The 14,344-nt window shown below is 53.8% G+C and carries 15 protein-coding genes; 12 read left to right on the forward strand and 3 right to left on the reverse strand.

Annotation, left to right across the window (positions count from 1 at the left end; translation table 11 throughout):
- Positions 1-2: 2 nt before the first annotated feature.
- Positions 3-2,342: a TonB-dependent receptor gene (locus NHM04_RS08420; protein ID WP_254266533.1), complete on the reverse strand. Its 2,340-nt coding sequence runs from the start codon at positions 2,340-2,342 to the stop codon at positions 3-5.
- Positions 2,343-2,720: 378 nt separating this feature from the next.
- On the opposite strand from NHM04_RS08420, the gene NHM04_RS08425 reads away from it, so the two are divergent.
- Positions 2,721-3,713: a GTP-binding protein gene (locus NHM04_RS08425; RefSeq protein ID WP_254266534.1), complete on the forward strand. Its 993-nt coding sequence runs from the start codon at positions 2,721-2,723 to the stop codon at positions 3,711-3,713.
- Here the strand turns inward: NHM04_RS08425 and NHM04_RS08430 are convergent.
- Together NHM04_RS08430 and NHM04_RS08435 are read right to left on the reverse strand one after the other, a co-directional pair.
- Positions 3,710-6,325 carry an ATP-binding protein gene (locus tag NHM04_RS08430; protein WP_254266535.1) on the reverse strand — a complete coding sequence of 872 codons (2,616 nt, stop codon included), beginning with the start codon at positions 6,323-6,325 and terminating at the stop codon, positions 3,710-3,712. The two genes, NHM04_RS08425 and NHM04_RS08430, sit on opposite strands and share 4 nt — an antisense overlap.
- A gap of 444 nt (positions 6,326-6,769) precedes the next feature.
- Entirely contained in the window at positions 6,770-7,906 is a 1,137-nt protein-coding gene (locus tag NHM04_RS08435; protein ID WP_254266536.1) for a cellulose binding domain-containing protein, read from the reverse strand.
- A 297-nt stretch (positions 7,907-8,203) separates the two neighbouring features.
- On the opposite strand from NHM04_RS08435, the gene NHM04_RS08440 reads away from it, so the two are divergent.
- From NHM04_RS08440 to NHM04_RS08490, 11 genes are read left to right on the forward strand one after another with little or no spacing between them, the layout of a single operon-like run.
- On the forward strand, positions 8,204-8,578 hold the full coding sequence (locus NHM04_RS08440; protein ID WP_254266537.1) for a MerC domain-containing protein: 375 nt from the start codon (positions 8,204-8,206) through the stop codon (positions 8,576-8,578).
- A complete protein-coding gene (locus tag NHM04_RS08445; protein ID WP_254266538.1) occupies positions 8,572-8,976 on the forward strand; it encodes a TraR/DksA C4-type zinc finger protein in 405 nt (134 codons plus the stop codon). Before NHM04_RS08440 ends, NHM04_RS08445 begins: the two co-directional genes overlap by 7 nt.
- Positions 8,966-10,171, forward strand: a complete 1,206-nt coding sequence (gene zigA / locus NHM04_RS08450) for a zinc metallochaperone GTPase ZigA (protein ID WP_254266539.1) — start codon at positions 8,966-8,968, stop codon at positions 10,169-10,171. Before NHM04_RS08445 ends, zigA begins: the two co-directional genes overlap by 11 nt.
- Positions 10,171-10,833 (forward strand): DUF1826 domain-containing protein, encoded by a 663-nt coding sequence (locus tag NHM04_RS08455; protein WP_254266540.1) that lies wholly within the window; start codon positions 10,171-10,173, stop codon positions 10,831-10,833. Before zigA ends, NHM04_RS08455 begins: the two co-directional genes overlap by 1 nt.
- A complete protein-coding gene (locus NHM04_RS08460) occupies positions 10,830-11,432 on the forward strand; it encodes a DUF2796 domain-containing protein (RefSeq protein WP_254266541.1) in 603 nt (200 codons plus the stop codon). Before NHM04_RS08455 ends, NHM04_RS08460 begins: the two co-directional genes overlap by 4 nt.
- Before the next feature lie 2 nt (positions 11,433-11,434).
- The gene (locus tag NHM04_RS08465; RefSeq protein ID WP_254266542.1) at positions 11,435-11,977 is read left to right on the forward strand and encodes a Fur family transcriptional regulator; all 543 of its coding nucleotides are present in this window, start codon (positions 11,435-11,437) and stop codon (positions 11,975-11,977) included.
- A 30-nt stretch (positions 11,978-12,007) separates the two neighbouring features.
- Complete coding sequence (locus NHM04_RS08470) at positions 12,008-12,436, forward strand: MerC domain-containing protein (protein ID WP_254266543.1); 429 nt, start codon at positions 12,008-12,010, stop codon at positions 12,434-12,436.
- Complete coding sequence (gene hisI, locus NHM04_RS08475) at positions 12,433-12,846, forward strand: phosphoribosyl-AMP cyclohydrolase (RefSeq protein WP_254266544.1); 414 nt, start codon at positions 12,433-12,435, stop codon at positions 12,844-12,846. The genes NHM04_RS08470 and hisI overlap by 4 nt, the downstream gene beginning before the upstream one ends.
- A gap of 49 nt (positions 12,847-12,895) precedes the next feature.
- Positions 12,896-13,822 (forward strand): GTP cyclohydrolase FolE2, encoded by a 927-nt coding sequence (folE2, locus tag NHM04_RS08480; RefSeq protein ID WP_254266545.1) that lies wholly within the window; start codon positions 12,896-12,898, stop codon positions 13,820-13,822.
- On the forward strand, positions 13,819-14,001 hold the full coding sequence (locus tag NHM04_RS17370) for an SEC-C metal-binding domain-containing protein (protein WP_083915359.1): 183 nt from the start codon (positions 13,819-13,821) through the stop codon (positions 13,999-14,001). The genes folE2 and NHM04_RS17370 overlap by 4 nt, the downstream gene beginning before the upstream one ends.
- 45 nt (positions 14,002-14,046) lie before the next feature.
- Positions 14,047-14,271, forward strand: coding sequence for a hypothetical protein (locus NHM04_RS08490; protein ID WP_254266546.1), 225 nt, complete (start codon positions 14,047-14,049; stop codon positions 14,269-14,271).
- Positions 14,272-14,344: the final 73 nt, after the last annotated feature.

Below are 14,344 nucleotides of genomic sequence, written 5' to 3' on the forward strand. Positions count from 1 at the left end.
CCTTAAAAGCTCGCACGGATACCGGCAGAGACCGAACGGCCTGCACGCGGTGCAATGTCTTTGATAAATGAACTGTGTACACGCGCGGTTTCGTCCAACAAGTTATCGCCACGCAAATACAGTTTGGTGCCGCCCCAGACAGGCAAGGTGTAACTCACTTCGGCATCCACCCAGGTATACGCCTCTGTAGAGGTTTCCAACGCGGCGGTTTTGTCCGCCTCAAAATAGTGAGCGGCGCTGGCGTGTACAGCCCAGGGGCCTACTTCGTACTCGGCGGCGATACCCGCACGTAGAGGGGGAATGCGTGGTAAGTTGCCGCCATCGCGCAACGTCGCGCGAATGTAGTCGGTGGTAAAACGCAGCATTAACGGATCGCTAACCTGCCAGTGCACCTCACCTTCAAAACCGTAAAGCTCAGCATCGGCTGCGGTAAACTGATAAACAGGCAGCATTTCGTCTTCGTGCTCGCCGTGATCATGCTCTTCTTCATGGTCATGATCGTGGTCGTGGTCGTGGTCGTGGTCGTGACCACTTTCTGCTTCTAAACCGGTAGCGCGGGCGTAGTAAAAGTCGTCTACCTGGTTGTAGAAAGCGCCCACCACAAAGCCGATATTGCCAGCGAACTTACGCAGGGAAATATCGATGTTATTAGAAGTTTCCAGCTCGACAGGCTGGTCGGAAAAATTAACCACCCAATCGCCATCGTCGTTGGCGAGAATGTCAAAAATCGACCCCACCTCAAAACTGCCAGCACCGATGTGAGGGCCGTAGGAAAAGACTTCACTGGCAGTGGGTGCTCGCTGAGCGTGGGTAAGGTTCACCCCTAGGTTATAGCCTTCGGCAAAGTCCCACACAGTGCCTAAAGAAAAGCTATAGGGCGTAAATTCCTGATCCAGACGGTAGGTTCCGCGCTCGCCTTCGGAGTCCAGCAGCACGTCGTGCGCATCCACTTCAATCCACTCAATACGCCCACCCAGTTGCACCAGAAAATCACCAAAGTGCTTCTCTTCCATCAACGCTAAAGCATAGGATTCTGTGAGCGACGGCGGGGTGAAGGCCTCTTCGCCCTGGGCTGCATTTTCCTGACGCTTGCCATGCAAGCTCACAGCACCGCGCCATTCGGCGAAGGGCTGATGAAACAACTCTAACCTGGCCTCATGCAGTTCATTCTGGAACATGGTGCCAATGGCATCGCCTTCTAATTCATAGTGCTGGTAATCGGTGTAGCCATAGCGAAAACGCGCCTCCGCCAGGATGTCGTGATCAAAGCTGTACTCACTGACAAACTGCAAGCGATCCTGCTCCAGCTCGGCCTGAACCATTACACCATCGTGGCTGTGGCCGGGAATGCCATAAGTGCGTTCCAGGCGGCCAAAACTGATACCAGCGAAACCGTTATCGCCAACATAGCTACCGCCCAGGGTCGCGCCCTGGCTGTCGTAGGCGGAGTTTTCCAAGGTGCCGTAGCTGGCATCTTCGTCTGGCTCGATCTCGGCGTAGCCCGGTATTTCCAGGTCATCCGCCTCGCGCCAAAAGCCATCCACGTGCACGGCAAAGCTATCGCCAAGACCGACGTTGGCACTACCCTCGATCACCGGCTCGTTATTGGCACTGTTGTACTCCAACTGCCACTGACCAAAAGTCTCGGTATCTTGGGGCACGCGATCGTCCACCACATTGACCACGCCACCAATGGCGCCATTACCGTAAAACAAAGTCGCCGGGCCACGTAAAATTTCTACCTGCCGGGCAGTAGTGGCTTCGCCGGTTACCGCGTGGTCGGGACCGCTACGCGACACATCACCTACATCTAAACCATTTTGCGCCACCAGAACTCGCGGGCCAGATAAACCGCGAATAATCGGCGTACCGGCTACCGGGCCGTAGTAGCTGGAGTGCACGCCTACTTGCTTATTCAAAGTGTCACCCAAAGTGGCCGACTGCTGATCACGCAGCTGATCGCCACTTAACACCGAAACCGGAGTAGCCGACTCCAGCTGGGAGATGTGCCAGGGCATGCCCGTTACGTCGACCACCTCGATTACTGTCTCGGTCAGGGTAATACGCAGCGAATCGCTACCGTCATGTACGTGTACATTTTTGTGCATAAAGCGCGGAGCGCGCACGTGCAGTTCAACGTCATCGCTGGATAAATCATCCAGCAAAAACTGACCAGACGCGTCGGTTTCAGCGCTCACGCGAGTGCCGACAACCTCGACCAAGGCACCGGTGACAGGCTGGCCGTCGCCATCGAGCACCACCCCTTGGATTGTATCGGCGCTGGCAAGCCCGGGCAGCGCCAGAAAACCAAAACCTAAATAAGCTAAAGACCGCTTCAACACGGAACCCCCTAATGGTTGAGACAGAAAAATTAAGAATGGCAGCGGAGCAGCTATCGCGCCCTCATTCACTTATGTTATAACGTAACAATACATTATTGCAACATTATAACGTTCGGATGGACGGTGGACGCTGAACGCTGAACGCTGAACGCTGAACGCTGAACGCTGAACGCTGAACGCTGAACGCTGAACGCTGAACGCTGAACGCTGAACGCTGAACAATTTTGTGCTGTACTAATGCCATGTCAAAAACGACTTTGGGCTTTCCGCGTACTGGAGCCCCGTAACCCGTAACCCGTAACCCGTAACCCGTAACCCGTAACCCGTAACCCGTAACCCGTAACCCGTAACCCGTAACCCGTAACCATCAGGATCAGCATGAACCCAATCCCCACCAATATCATCACCGGATTTTTAGGCGTGGGTAAAACCACATTAATCCAGCATTTGCTGAGCGAAAAGCCGGCACAGGAGAGCTGGGCTGTGCTGGTGAATGAGTTCGGCGAGGTGGGGATTGACGGCGCCCTGCTGCGTGAACAAAAAGGGCGCGGGGGTGGCGCCGTGGTTAAAGAAATTCCCGGTGGCTGCATGTGCTGCGTCGCGGGCTTGCCAATGCAGGTCGGACTCACACAGTTGCTGCGCAGCCGGCAGTTTGACCGGCTGATTATCGAACCCACCGGCCTTGGTCACCCGCTGGAGGTGCTGCAAACCCTGAGCGAGAGCTTTGCCGACACTCTTGAGATCAAGGCCTGTCTGACACTGATCGATCCGCGCCACTTTATCAGCGAGCGCCACCTGCAAAACGATACTTTTATGCAACAACTTCAGGTGGCCGACGTTTTAGTGGTGAATAAAACAGACTTGGCTGAACCGGCCGAGCTAAACGCCATGCAAGCGTATCTTCAGGCTCAAGAACTTGACCAGCGTCCACGGGTAGAAATTAAACTGGGTCAACTGGACTCCGCCTGGCTGGAGCTGCCCCATAAAACACAACTCGCTTTACCCGAAACCGTCCACCATCACGGCAGCAATTTTCCCGCAGCCAACTTGCCCACGCCCACAGCGCAACAACCGATCACCCGCAAGCAACATCAGGGGCAAGGCTACTACAGTGCGGGGTGGGTATTTCACCCGGCCAAGGTGTTCGCACTAACGCCATTATTTAACTGGCTGCACGGACTGGAGTGCGATCGCTTAAAAGCCGTATTGATCACGGACCAGGGCATAATCGCCCTGAACCTTGCCGACGGTGTGGTAAAAACATTGGAGCTGGACGAATGCGAAGACAGTCGTCTGGAGATTATCCATCACCAACCGCTGGATTGGCAGAGCCTGGAGCAACAACTTAAGCAACATCTATTGCAGAACTAAAGAGGTGGCGACAAGGGTAGGCGGATGAAAAACTCACTGCCTTTGCCGAGCTCTGATTCGTAGGAAATAGAACCATGCATTTTCTCGGTTAAGGCCTTAACAATATATAAACCAAGACCAGTACCACTTTTTTCCCGCTTATCCGACGAGTCGGCCTGAGAAAACTTTTGAAAGATTTGCTTGCGAAAATAATCCGGCATTCCGCGCCCAGAATCCTTAACCGAAAAGACCAACTCTTGCCCTTCGCGGCGCGCTGACAATATGACTTGCGAGCCCGGGTCAGAATACTTGATGGCGTTGGAAAGCAAGTTCGTTAATATTTGTATCAGCCGATGGGAGTCCGCCGCGACACAGTCCTGCCCACTCAGGTCTGCAGAGGTATGCTGCGTCAATTGCACGTCAAAACCCTCGGCGTAACCCCGCATTTGCTGTATCACATGCTCCATTGTGGCGATCACAGGCACCTGAGCAATATCAATTTTTAACTGGTCAAAATCCAGCTTTTCAATATCCAGAATATCATTTACCAGAACACTTAAGCGCTCGGCGTTATCCCGTGCAATGGCAACCATGCTGTGAGTTTTTGGGGTGATTTCACCGGTCACACCGGCCAACACCAACTTGAGGGAACCTACAATGGAAGTCAGCGGTGTGCGCAGCTCGTGACTCACCGTACTGACAAACTCGCTTTTTAGCTTTTCTGTTTTCTTGCGCTCGGTAATATTATGCAGCATCACAACATAGTGAGGATCGGTGCCAAGCTCCATCTTGCTCACCCCAACCTCTACTGCATGGCGCTGTTCGTCGGGTGTGGTCAAAGTGGTTTCAAACATCGTATTGAGCCGTGCATCCAGCACCTGTTTTACCTGTGTGTTAGCGCCGGCAAACGCATCCAACCAGGTCGTAATACTCGAGCGCTGTAGTTGCTCACGCTCAACCGCAAACAGCTCCAGCGCTGCCGGATTATAGCGGTGCACGGAGCCAGAGCCGTCAATGGTTAGAATGGCATCGGTCGCGCTGCTTAAAATGGAAGAAAGCTCGGCCGTTCTCTCCTGCACCAGCTCGCGAATTCTTTCGGAGCGCACACTCAGGGAAAGTAAAAACCCGCCGAGCAAAGCGCAGAATAAAAACCCACCTGCGAGCACTGTCCAGGTCAGGGAGCTGTAATGCTTGCTGACAAAGGCAGTGGTTGGCTCAAGGGTGATACGTACGGCAGCGCCTGCAAACGGGTAGGTCTGCTCAAAGCGCAATAAAGACGCCAAATCAGAAACAGGGTCGCCACCTACACTGGCCAGGCCCTCTGTTTGCGCCCCCACATAATCGACCGTGACGGTAAAGCCGGCCTGCTCACCGTAATCCGATACCATTTGGGTGATCAACTGCTCCATAACCACCACAGCAGTGGCAAAGCCCTTAACGTTTTGCCAACTAGGTAGCGTCGCTTCTTTGAAATAGACCGGATAAAAGACCAACAGCGCCTTACTGGTTACCGTGTCCTGCACCAGCTGAATCGGCATAGTCATACGCGCTTCGCCACTTGCGGCGCTTTGCTCTAACGCCGCGCGGCGACTCGGTACGCCGCCCACATTGAAGCTTTGCGCTTTCTCATTGCCAGCGGCCGGCACTATATACTTAACGTACACATAATCGTCGCGCCTAGGGGCGGGTACGAGCTCACCATTATCCGCACGCTCGGTGATGGTGGCAGGCAACCCCTGCTGACTTTGGGATAGTTCTTCCGCCCCTCGCTGCGCGTGATTAATACGCGCATTCCACGACACCGCGTGCAGCACTTCGCTGCCCTCCAGGCTGTGTTCATTAAAGCGTGTGAAATCTGCCAAAGTCACATGTTCTGAGGCCTGAAACAGTCCGTCGATACTCTTTAAAACGCCCAACTGACTCTCTAGGGCCGAGGCAAAATTAGCGGCAAAGGGAACACTCAGTTGTTGAAAGGATTTATCCAGCCGATCCAGCTCGGCCTTATTAATGCGCACAAACACGACAATCATTAGCGCAGTGGCCGCAGCAATGGGCAAGCCAACAGTGATCATCCGGCCGCGCCACACCTCTCTAGGGCGAGCAAAAAATATGTACATAATAGGCAGCGCCAAGGCGACCCCGATGCTATCGCCAATCCACCAGGTCCACCAACTGGAAGCCACAGCTTCGGCACGTACTACATCCAGCCCGTAAAGCACACCGACGCCGCCGCTCGCACTTAGCAAACAAGCCACCGGCCCCGTCACTATCAACAAACTAACAATATCGGCCTCGCGGGTAAAAGCCTGGCGCCCCTGCAGAATTAGCGAAGATAACTTTTTTGCCAAAAGAACGGCCGCCGCGGTAGACAGAGCAATGCCCGCTGCAAGCACGACACCGGAGGCGGTCAACTTACCCGCGTTTTGCCAACCCACGGTCAAATTGAGCAGCACGGAGCCGAGAAAAACACCAGGAAGCAAACGTGCCCCAAATAGCATGACCGCCCCAATCGCCATACCTACCGGAGGAAAGATGGCACTGGCAAAGCCTGGGGGAATGGCCAGAGTAAGAGCCAACAGCCCCACGCTCCAATAAGCAAGCGCCAATAGCACGATAGAGACAAATGTATTCAAAAAGACCTGACCTGAATTATGGGTTTGCATCTAGTCAATGGATACTGCGAAAAAGACTGCTAGATGGCTGTCTTAATCCAGATGGGGCGATACTGAGTAGATGCTTTTGTTACAGCCCAGGCGCGCGGAGATTGCCCCCTGCCCTAGCCCCGGATTTCAGTTTATCGACCGAGGGCGGTCCCCTCAAGCGCTAAACTCACCCTAATGAGACTTTGATGTACCAAAGCCCAGAGCTAGCTTGGCCGCCCTCGCCCTGCATTAGAACGTAAGCAAAGCAACGGCGAGAACTCAGGAGATGAATGTTACAAGTATAACCGCAGAGAGAATGATTGAACCCTGTTTGTATGGTCGGTGGGGCCGCTGTCTACAAACAAAAAAATTTGCTAACCCCAACCGAAAGCGGCGCTGGCCGTCTCGGTAAGGGCTAAACGACTGTGCTTCGAGCTATTCAATCACAATGGTCTGGGAAAGATAATCCGAATAGGGACCGCCGAAAACTCGCAATCTAACCTCATACTCGCCCGGCTGGTCATAAGTGTGTGAGGTAACGACCCGCGAAGTGCTGACGCCGTCTCCATACTCTAGCAACAGCTCAGCACCATAGCTTTCGTGCGCATCAAACAATACAGTTCGGCCATCGACTTCATAATTTAAATTGGCATAAACCGAAGAGTGATAGCCACCTCCACAGGGCACGGGATTGCTCGTTTGAGCGGTATCCGACAAAGCTCCATCAGAAACGGTCAACACGCTGTAGGAGCTATTTATCCAGCGGGTAGTTTGCCATTGTCGTGTCAGGGCCTGTCCGTCCAGATCGTAAGACAAACCATCGCTGATATTAGGCGAGCCACCATAGGGGACATCCACGTAAGTGCGGGCCACGGGCGCCCGATTATCCGCGTTAACCACTTGCACCGACACCTGCTGCTCGCGAGTGACCGTGTGATGTCCACTGCGCGCCGTAACCACTATGCTGTAAACACCGGGCTCGGCGTAGGTATGCCATGCATCGTGATGGTAAATCACCTCACCATCACCGAAATCTATCCGGTACTGCCAATTGCTTTGCGGCTCTTTGGCCAATTTTGCCTGAACCGTAAAGCCGTGCTCCGCCACAGTAAAGTCAGCATTTGGCTCGGGCATCGCACTACATTGCGGCATCACAAACGCCCCGGGGTGACGCCCCAACAAACCAAAGCTTGCGCTTTCCCCCGGTTGTAATCGCCCATTCCAAGACGCATTGCGCGCCGTGAAATCGCTATGGTCGCGATCGAGCAGCACATTCCAGGAATGATCGATCGTATGTCCCGAATCGAGCATCAAGTAGACCTGCCACGAGTCAATCGCCCGATCACTGACATTGGTCACATCGACCGCTGCTTGATACCCCTGTGCCCAGGAGCCAGCGCTGGAAACCGAGCACGCCAGCGCTGGCAAAGGTGAACTGGGCGCAGAGCTGGACGAACAGGATGAACTGCTTGATGAACTTGAACTCGACTGAGTTTGCGCGGCTGCAATACCCGAAGCCAGGGCGCTAGCGGCAAGCACCCCTAATGTATTAATACTGAATAAGCTTTGCACAAAGACTCCCTCCTAATGTTATTTGAACGCACAGATCGGGCGCCGCGCTAGATGCGTGCCCAAGCGTACACAAAGCTAGCACACCCGCCCTGTGTCTCCACCGCTTGGCACACTTGACCGCATAGGAGAACAAGATTTGGGCAGTACTGCGCAAAAACTACCGGTTTTACACCAACAAAAACCCTGAACACCCCCCAGTTGAGGCCACCGGTCTTAGCGCCTCCTTCGCCCCCTATTGACCGACACTAACCTTTTCCTTATTGTTATGTTATAACGTTTTATTTTTGAGAGAGCGCCATGAAAGACGAAACCGCCGCACTGTGCTCCGGCCTGTGCCTAATCCACTGTATTGCTACCCCTATTTTGCTATCCATTGGAAGCCTCGGCCTGATCGGTAGTCTGTTTACTTCGGAGTGGGTACACCTCGTACTGATCATACCCATTGCCGCGCTGGCACTGGCCAGCTTCCCCAGCGGCAGAAAGCGGCACGGCCGCTGGTTACCCACGGCGTCGGGCTTTAGCGGCTTAGCTCTCTTGGTTACCGCCTTTTTCGCCCCGCACGAGGCCGAAGCGGCGCTTTCAATCAGCGGCGGCCTGCTGCTGATAGCGGGACATTTAAGCAATCGCTTTCACTGCCGTCGCCTGCCGCAAGCGGAGGAGCCCGCATGCTAACCGAGCAACAACTACGCAAGGCGCCCAAGCGCGATTACATGAACCCCGAACAACAGGCATTTTTTAAGCATCACCTGCTAAGCCTGAAACAAGAAACCCAAAACCACATTGAGCAGATAAAACAGCAGCTTGCTCAACCCCCGGAGTGCAACGACGAAGCCGACCGTGCACAACTCGAGGACGACATGGCGATTAAGCTCAGACTGGCCGATCGGGAATACAAGCTGCTGCGCAAAATTGACGCTGCACTGCGCCGTTTGCATGTGGGCGAATACGGCTACTGCCAAGAGACCGGGGAGCCGATTGGTATTGAACGCTTATTAATTAGACCGACCGCAGAGTTCGGTACCGACGTTAAAGTGATTAGCGAAGAGAAAGAGAAGTTTTATGCAGACTGAACAAACAAGGCTACCCGTTACCGTTCTGTCCGGTTTTCTGGGTGCGGGCAAAACCACGGTTCTCAATCATATTCTGCACAACCGCGATAATCGACGGGTGGCGGTTATCGTCAATGATATGAGTGAAGTCAACATCGACGCCGAGTCGGTGAAAAACGATGTCAGCTTGAATCGCAGCGAAGAGAAGCTGGTCGAGATGAGCAACGGCTGCATCTGTTGCACCCTACGCGAAGATTTGCTGCTGGAAGTACGTGCGCTTGCCGAATCCGGGAAATTTGATTACTTGCTGATTGAATCCACCGGTATTTCCGAGCCCCTACCCGTCGCAGAAACTTTTACCTTTGCCGATGAAGACGGCATTAGCCTGTCGGACATTGCCCAGCTGGACACCATGGTAACAGTAGTCGATGCGGTCAACTTTATGGCTGAGTACCAGCAAGCCAAAGATCTGCGCGATTCGGATGAAAGCCTGGGCGAGGAAGACGAGCGCAGTGTCACCGACTTGCTGGTCGAGCAAGTGGAGTTTGCTGATGTCATTTTAATCAGCAAAACCGATTTGGTAGACGAGCAGCACTTGCAAAACCTCACAGGTTTACTGCGCGGATTGAACCACGACGCTCAGTTGATGCCAATCAAAAACGGCGAAGTGCCGTTGAACCGTGTACTGGGTACAGGACTTTTTGACTTCGCCCGTGCCCAGCAATCGCCCCTGTGGCTAAAAGAAATGCGCGGCGAACACACCCCAGAGACTGAAGAATACGGCATCAGCAGTTTTGTCTATCGCGCGCGCCGGCCCTTTCATCCGCGCAAGCTTTTCGACTTTATGCAAAGCCCTGCCCCCAACGGTCGGCTAATTCGCTCCAAAGGCTATTTCTGGCTGGCCTCACGCCCAGAGTTTGCCGGCCAGTGGAGTCAAGCGGGCGGAATTGCCCGGCACGGCGCGGCCGGGATGTTCTGGCGCGCGGTGCCCGAGCAATACTGGCCCGAGGACGAAGACACACTCAGTTTCATTCAGGAAAAGTGGCAAGAACCCTTTGGTGATATGCGCCAGGAGCTGGTGTTTATCGGCCAGGGGTTAGACCAGGCCGGGATGACCGAAACTCTGGATGCCTGCTTGTTAAACGACGACGAAATGATCGCCGGTAAAGACTACTGGAAAAAACTACCCGACCCTTTTCCCAGTTGGAGTGAGTGATGCAACAAGCCGCTGAAATTATTGCTGCCCCCACGGGGCTCAGCCAGAGCACTGACCCGGCCGTGTTCACCGACTTATATAACGCCGAGACTAATCTGTGTGTCTGGCAGCGGCACCTGCCCGCGCAGGTCGATCAGTACAGCAAGTTTGTGCTGGAGCAGCAGCCACATGCCACCGAGATACGCCTGTCCAGCGATTTAAAATCGCTGGAACAAGAACTGTGTAAACGCTTGCCTGACCATGTGCTACGTCAGGCTTTTATTGACGATGTGAATATCTTGGCGGATATGGTGACCTGCCTGCTGGGTGCCAAGGCCGTAGGCCTGAGACTGTGCACGACGAGCTCAGCCACCTGCCCGCGCTTTCACGTCGACAAACTGGGCTGCCGGCTAATTACCACATATTGTGGACCGGCGACCGAATGGCTCGACAACAGCGTGATTGATCGCGGCAAATTAGGGCGCGGCGCCGAAGGCAAAGCCGACAGAGAATCCGGGCTCTATTTAAACGCCTCGTCTATTCGTAAGCTCAACACCGGCGATGTCGCGTTGTTAAAGGGTGAAGACTGGCCCGGCAATGAAGGCCAGGGCATTGTGCACCGCTCGCCAGAGCTAATTGCTCCGCAACGACGCCTGTTTCTTACTATGGATGCCATCACATGAATACTATCCGCACTAAGTACAAGACTTCACCGTCCGCTCGCGCTTCAGTGCGAGCGCTGTTGATGGCCGCGATACTCAGCAGCGCGGCCGGGGCAATTGGCGCCGGCATGCCGGCTCACACTCATGGAGAGGCCGAGCTCACTATTGTCCTCGCCAACAACACTCTAGACGTGGAATTAATGTCTCCGAGCGTCAATCTGGTGGGCTTTGAACACAAGGCTAACAGTACTGATGAAAAGGCCTTGCTGGCACAAACCGAACAGCAGCTGCAACGGCCCGACACTTTTTTGGACTTTACGGATCATCAATGCGAACTAGTGAACTCTTCGATAGACGTATCTGCACTGCAGGCCGAAATTGCACACAGCGATCATACTCACGAACACGAACACAGCGAGCACGATCATAGAGGCGGACACAGCGAAATCGGCGCCCGCTACCGTTATCGCTGCGAGGCCGGGGCCTACCCCGAAGAGATCAAGGTAAAACTCTTCCAACACTACCCAAGCCTAAGCAAAGTCAACCTGATGTGGATAAGCCCATCCGCGCAGGGCGGGGCCACCCTAACGCCAAAGAGCGCCACAGCCAGCTTTAAATAACCATGCGCACAAACGTTGAGAAACTTATCGCCCAGGCAGATAAAAACTGCAGTGCTCGCGGCACCCGCTTAACCGTCAAACGCAAGCAGGTTCTGGCGGGGCTTTTAAACTGCAAAAAAGCACTGTCAGCTTATGAATTAATCGACTATTGCGAACACGAGTTCGGCGAGACATTCTCGGCCATGTCGGTTTATCGAATTTTAGAGTTTCTGGAGCAAGAGCATCTGGCGCACCGGCTCAACCTGGCGAATAAGTACGTTGCCTGCGCGCACATTTGCGAACGCCACAGCCACGACGCGCCCCAATTTTTAATCTGCCAAGTCTGCAATAAGGTAAGAGAAATTATTATTAAACCCGACACCATATCAACCCTGAAAAAAACGGTGGCCGATGCCGGCTTCGAACTCAAAAGCCCTCAGCTGGAGATGAACTGTATTTGCAATGACTGCAAAGATACGAGTTCAGAACCTCTCCACTGCACCGAAGATTCGCCCGCTAGCCGTGCGCGAACCGCTATTACGACCACCGCAGCGACCAGCAAATAGAAATCGCCACCACAACTGGAAATTAACACCATGAAATCCGCGCAAGTATTAACCGACAAACTGGCTATTACCCTTTCACTCGCCTGTGCTGTGCACTGCCTGGCTATGCCTCTCATTTTGGCGTTGCTACCCAGCCTTGCCGCACTGCCACTGGAGCATGAATCCTTTCATTTTTGGATGGTGGTAGCTGTTATTCCCAGCAGTCTTTACGCCTTGACTCTGGGTTGCAAAAAACACCGCCGCGTGCGCGTTCTACTGTTAGGCACGATCGGCTTAGCCCTGTTAGTACTGGCGGTGGCACTGGGCGAAGCACGCATTGGTGAAGCTGGCGAGAAGCTACTGACGCTGGCGGGCGCCGCCTGTGTCGCCCTGGGGCACTGGATGAACTTCCGGCTGTGCCGCACACACGAAAGCAAAGCCTGCCCTTGCCCCAGCCAAAACCCGGCCCAGGCTTCATGAAGCGCTCCTACTTTATCGCCCTTGAAAATGGGCACGAGCCATTGCCCTTAGACGAAGTGATCGATCAGCTGGCGTTTGATGCACAGGGATTGATACCTGTTATTACCCAAGATGCCGGCAGCGGCGAGGTGTTAATGTTCGCCTGGATGAATCGCACCGCGCTGGAGCACACCATTACCCATCAGCGCATGACCTACTGGTCGCGCAGCCGTCAGCAACTGTGGTGCAAAGGAGAAACCAGCGGGCATGTACAGCAACTTATTCAAATGTCCTTTGACTGCGATGGCGATGCCATTCTGTGCAAGGTGGAGCAACGCGGCGCGGCCTGTCATACGGGACGCCCTTCGTGCTTTTACTTAAAGGTCGATACGCAGGAAAAACGTGTGCGGGTCACCGCAAATCCATCTTAAGGTTAAGGCGACAACCGCCTTTTCCAAAACATCGATTAGTTAACTTTTTATGCAACAAAACAAACAACTGCCCGACATCGCTAATACCCGTACGCCTTCCGTCACTAACGGCTTACGCTGGGTGGGCATGGAGGCGATCGCCGTTCCTGTGACTCTCGCCAGTGATACTGGCAATGAGCAAACCGTCGCGGCCAAGGCCAATCTTTATGTCAGTCTGGACGACCCCGGCGCCAAGGGCATACACATGTCGCGACTGCATCGGCGCCTGAACCAGTTGGCAGGCAAGCTGTGCGACAAAGCACAACTCGATTCGCTGCTGAACGACATGGTGTCGTCTCAAGGACCTATCAGCAAAAGCGCCAAGTTCGATTTAAGTTTTGATCTCTGCCTGGCGAAAGACTCCCTGCTAAGCAACGAAACGGGTTTTCAATCTTACAATGTGACAATTACTGGCGAGCATCATCACGGCGTAAACAGCTACCGGCTAGCGCTCACTGTTCCCTATTCCAGCACCTGCCCTTGCTCGGCTGCGCTATCGCGACAACTGCTGGCGGGCGCCATTGACTCGCAGTTTTCAGGGAAGCAGATAGACAAACAAGATTTGCTGGCCTGGGTAGAGGCCACCAGTGTCGCCACGCCCCATAGCCAGCGCTCGTACGCGTATTTGAATTTGGTATTGCGCGACCAAAACTGGCCCTCGCTGCTTTCACTGATCACTCAAATTGAAACCACTTTGGCCACGCCAGTGCAAACCATGGTCAAACGCAGTGATGAACAGGAATTTGCAAGACTAAACGCCGAAAACCTAATGTTCTGCGAAGACGCAGCGCGAAAATTAAAAACCATGCTAGAGCAGTGCGACTGGGTTAAGGACTATGCATTTAAAGTCGAACACCAGGAAAGTTTGCACGCCCATAACGCCGTGGTTATTGATACGAAATACAACCCTATTGCCGAGAGATTTTTTGACTTATGAACACTGAACAATATTCCAACGACGATTCCACACAAGATTCCGGTTCTTGCTGCGCCAGCGCCAGCTGTTGCGCACCGCAGGCACCGATAAAACGCGATCAGCCTAAAGTAGGCCGAAACTCGCCCTGCCCCTGTGGCAATGGCAAAAAATTCAAAAAGTGCTGCGGCCGCCAGGCGTAAAAGAGCGGAGTTTTCCCCGGCCATTTTACTTTGGATGGATAACTTATGACGGATTCAATCGTACCCAAAACCTACCAACAATGGCGCCACTGTATCACTGAAATTTGTCAGATACCGCTGACCGCCGAATACATTGAAAAGCGCCTGCAATCGCTGAACAACCACAACGATCACACGACCGCACAGTTCGTGCGGCTTTATGGTGAGAAACAGCGAATACAAACCTTGCAGTGGTTTGAGCAGGCGAAAACAGAGCTACCAACGCCGTAAGTAAAGGCCAAAAGAGAGCTGCACTTAGCCCGCGAGCTCTACCTACGTAATGAGCCCTCTGTGTAAGCCACCA

It is taken from the genome of Gilvimarinus sp. DA14 (assembly GCF_024204685.1).
Lineage (GTDB): Bacteria > Pseudomonadota > Gammaproteobacteria > Pseudomonadales > Cellvibrionaceae > Gilvimarinus.

Coding starts and splice junctions, on each gene's coding strand:
- NHM04_RS08425 (WP_254266534.1), top strand. CDS start 2,721: ATGAACCCAATCCCCACCAATATCATCACCGGATTTTTAGGCGTGGGT.
- NHM04_RS08440 (WP_254266537.1), top strand. CDS start 8,204: ATGAAAGACGAAACCGCCGCACTGTGCTCCGGCCTGTGCCTAATCCAC.
- NHM04_RS08445 (WP_254266538.1), top strand. CDS start 8,572: ATGCTAACCGAGCAACAACTACGCAAGGCGCCCAAGCGCGATTACATG.
- zigA (WP_254266539.1), top strand. CDS start 8,966: ATGCAGACTGAACAAACAAGGCTACCCGTTACCGTTCTGTCCGGTTTT.
- NHM04_RS08455 (WP_254266540.1), top strand. CDS start 10,171: ATGCAACAAGCCGCTGAAATTATTGCTGCCCCCACGGGGCTCAGCCAG.
- NHM04_RS08460 (WP_254266541.1), top strand. CDS start 10,830: ATGAATACTATCCGCACTAAGTACAAGACTTCACCGTCCGCTCGCGCT.
- NHM04_RS08465 (WP_254266542.1), top strand. CDS start 11,435: ATGCGCACAAACGTTGAGAAACTTATCGCCCAGGCAGATAAAAACTGC.
- NHM04_RS08470 (WP_254266543.1), top strand. CDS start 12,008: ATGAAATCCGCGCAAGTATTAACCGACAAACTGGCTATTACCCTTTCA.
- hisI (WP_254266544.1), top strand. CDS start 12,433: ATGAAGCGCTCCTACTTTATCGCCCTTGAAAATGGGCACGAGCCATTG.
- folE2 (WP_254266545.1), top strand. CDS start 12,896: ATGCAACAAAACAAACAACTGCCCGACATCGCTAATACCCGTACGCCT.
- NHM04_RS17370 (WP_083915359.1), top strand. CDS start 13,819: ATGAACACTGAACAATATTCCAACGACGATTCCACACAAGATTCCGGT.
- NHM04_RS08490 (WP_254266546.1), top strand. CDS start 14,047: ATGACGGATTCAATCGTACCCAAAACCTACCAACAATGGCGCCACTGT.